The sequence below is a fragment of the Methanofollis sp. genome (assembly GCF_028702905.1).
Lineage (GTDB): Archaea > Halobacteriota > Methanomicrobia > Methanomicrobiales > Methanofollaceae > Methanofollis.
This window is the reverse complement of record NZ_JAQVNX010000174.1, coordinates 1-3,035: the sequence shown is the minus strand read 5'-3', so window position 1 is coordinate 3,035 and position 3,035 is coordinate 1. Positions and strand designations below refer to the sequence as shown.

At 62.7% G+C, this 3,035-nt stretch carries 2 protein-coding genes and 1 pseudogene; all 3 read right to left on the bottom strand.

The features are described from left to right. Positions 1–1,280, bottom strand: a 1,280-nt coding sequence (locus PHP59_RS12305; protein WP_300167404.1) for a PEGA domain-containing protein, incomplete at its 3' end; no start/stop codon positions are given. A gap of 139 nt (positions 1,281–1,419) precedes the next feature. Continuing rightward, on the bottom strand, positions 1,420–2,493 hold the full coding sequence (locus tag PHP59_RS12300; protein ID WP_300167402.1) for an ABC transporter permease: 1,074 nt from the start codon (positions 2,491–2,493) through the stop codon (positions 1,420–1,422). Further along, positions 2,490–3,035: pseudogene (locus PHP59_RS12295) on the bottom strand (PrsW family intramembrane metalloprotease); the annotation flags it as partial. The gene PHP59_RS12300 and the pseudogene PHP59_RS12295, both read right to left, overlap by 4 nt.

The following is a 3,035-nucleotide window of genomic DNA, read 5'->3' as shown; positions in this document are numbered from 1 at the left end:
CCGAGGATCGCAAGGGCCCCGAGGGCCGGGACGACCATGCCCGGAGACTTCTGTGTCGTCGGCGGGACTGCCACGAACTGTGCCGAGATCGGGGTCGTAGCGCCGGTGTTCACCGTGGCGGTCGTCGTCCAGTCGACATAGCCGTTGAGTTTGAGGGCGACGGTGTAACTGCCCGGCGCAAGGTCGTTGAGCGTCACCGGGGTGACCCCCTTGTAGGCATTATTCAGGTAGATCTCTGCCCCTGCCGGGTCAGAGGTGACCTCCATCGAGCCTGTGTTGGCCCCCGGGGTCTGGAGGGTCGAACGCACCGACGACTGCTGGCCCGAGTTCACGTTTACCGAGGTGGCCGCGTCTTTGTACCCGTCAAGCTTGAGGTTCACGGTGTGGGCGCCCGGTGAGACGCCGATGATCACGAAGCCCTCAGGGGAGGTGCGGCCCTGGTAGGCGTCGTCCAGGTAGATGTAGGCCCCGATGGGATCTGAGTAGACCGCGATGGTGCCATAGACAGGCTTTGATTCAGGCGTGAGGCTCACTGAGATGTGGGCCTGCTGGTTAGCGACGACATTCACCGGTCCGCTCCATTCCTGGTAGCCGGCAAGTTCGACGTCGACATAGTGCCTGCCCTCGGCAATGCCGGAGAGGGTCCGCGGGCTCGTTCCCTTGTACACGCCGTCAAGGTAGATGTTCGCGCCCGAGGGACCGGACGAGACATAGATCGAACCGAGCGTCGGCTTGTGTGTCAGGGAGGCATAGACGTCCGTGACCTGGCCGGCCCTCACGCGTGCGCTGCTCTTCCAGGTATCGTAGCCTTCGAGGGTGACCTCGACCCGGTGGTCGCCGGCCGAGAGACCTGAGATGACCTGTGACGTTCTGCCGTAGTACGACCCGTCCACATAGACCTTGGCGCCGCTCGGCGAGGAGGTCACCGAGAGGGTGCCGGTGGTCGCCGGTGCCGGGGTCGGGGTCGGGTTCAGGGTGATGTACACCGTCGTTGTTTCGCCGGCTGCGGGATAACTGCCGATCGAGGTCGACGAGGTGTAGTAGCCGTCCATGACGGCTTTTGCCGTGTGGTACGGCGTGCCGGTGGTATAGACCGGGACATTCAGTTCGCCGCCGGCGATCTGCCCCTTGTAGTCGCCGTCAAAGTAGATCGATGCGCCTTCTACGTTGCAGCGTACCTGGACCCATGCCTCGTTCCCGCCGATAGCTGCAACGGGCATGACCAGGATGAGCATGGCCATCAGCACTGCTCCCCACGCAATGACTCTCTTCGTGATCATAGTAATCACGCAAAAATGGAGATAGTTACTATTTATTGTTTCTGTTTCTTTCTCGACGATTGTATCGTTAATTCTTCATATTTCTGATAATCTGGATGTTTGATCTTCGAATCCGGTTTATATCCGGATGTGGTGGTCCTCAGGCCATCGCCCGGCGTGCGATCGTGCGTGCGTAGCGGTCGGTGACGGCGGCGAGGAGAAGTGTCCCGCAGAGGACGACGGCGAGGGCGGCCCAGTGCCAGGGGACGTCGGCCCCCGCGGCAAGGAGGACGATGAAGTTTGCCGGGTTTGCCGGGACTGCAAGGGCGACGAGGAGGACGACCACAAGGCCGGTCGAGAAGATGAACTGTGCGTTTGTCCGGTCCCTGAAGTGGAGGGCGGCGAGGGCGCCAAGGAGGATCAGGACGAGCGAAGCCGCGGAGACGTGGACCAGCACCTCGACGATATTGCGGACGGCGATGCCGTTGAGGCCGAGGAGGAGGAGCCATGCGCCGCCCTGGAGGGGCACGAGTACCCAGGCGGCGAAGACCTTGCCCCAGAGAATCTCCGTGAAAGTGAGGGGGGTGGAGAGGAGGGTGTCGAGGGTCCGGGCGCTGTACTCCTCGGTGATGAAGTCGATGATCAGGCTTGCCGAGATGATCGCGGGCATGAAGAGGAGGAGGGGGATGAGGAGGCCGTAGATGAAGAGGAAAAAGCTCTGTCCCCCGGTCCCTGCCGGGACGGCGACCTCGATGGGTGCGGCAGAGAGGCGGTCTGCCCGCGCATATCGGAGGAAGGTCTCGTACTCCTCGAAGTCCTCCTTCAGTTCCACGCCCACGACCGCCGTCTGGATATCGTTTTTCAGGGTGTACAGGGTGACCTGCACGGGCTCCACCGCGTCGGGCGGGGTCGGCGGGACATAGACGACGGCAGCGAGTTGTCGTTCTTTCAGGGCGGCGACAGCAGGGGAGAGGTCCATCCGGTAGACGGCAAACGTGTCGTCTGCTTCGAGGATACCCTGCAGGGGAGAGTCGGCCCCGGCATAGCCGACGGCATAGACACTGCCAGACCTGTCCATCGAGGCCGGGTCATAGAGGGAGGTGAGGCCGACGACCAGGAAGGAGGAGAACATGGCGATGAAGACCTGAAGGAGGATCGCAAGCACGATCGTCCGCTCCTGTCCTATCCCCCTGAACTCCTTTTTCGCGACTGTCCAGACATGTCGTGCGTTCATACTGCGCCTCCGATGAGGATGAGGTTATAGAGGGCGTGGACGCCTGCGGCGATGACAAGGCCGGGGAGGTACATGCGCCGCCCTCCGGCCTTGACGGCCGCACCGAGGATGAATGCCCCGCTCGCGTGGAGGAGGAAGGGTACCCAGAGGAGGCCGACGCCCGAGAAGAGGATGGTGCCGAAGACCGATCCTGTGACCTGGGCGATCATCACGAAGAGGAGAAGTTTCTCGCCGATGAGGAAACCGGCGCCTGTCGCCACGGCGGCAAGGACGAGGTTCTTCCAGGTGAAAGTGCCCGGCGTCCCCCTGAGGACGGCGATGATGCCGATCGATTTCGCCACCTCCTCGGTCGCGGCGGCGAGGAGGATGAGGAGGATGAGGGAGAAGGGCATCGGGATGTTGAAGAGGAGGACGAGGTACATCAACTGCACCATGAAGACGAGGGGGATGATGCAGGCGTTGAGGGCGACGAGAGAAGCGATCGGGTGCGCCCGCGCCATCGCCCCCCTGACGAAGGAGATGGTCCGGGAGGTGAGGCTCTC

Bases quoted from the DNA above. Each gene is read 5' to 3' on its own strand.
- PHP59_RS12300 (WP_300167402.1), bottom strand. From the start codon at position 2,493: ATGAACGCACGACATGTCTGGACAGTCGCGAAAAAGGAGTTCAGGGGG.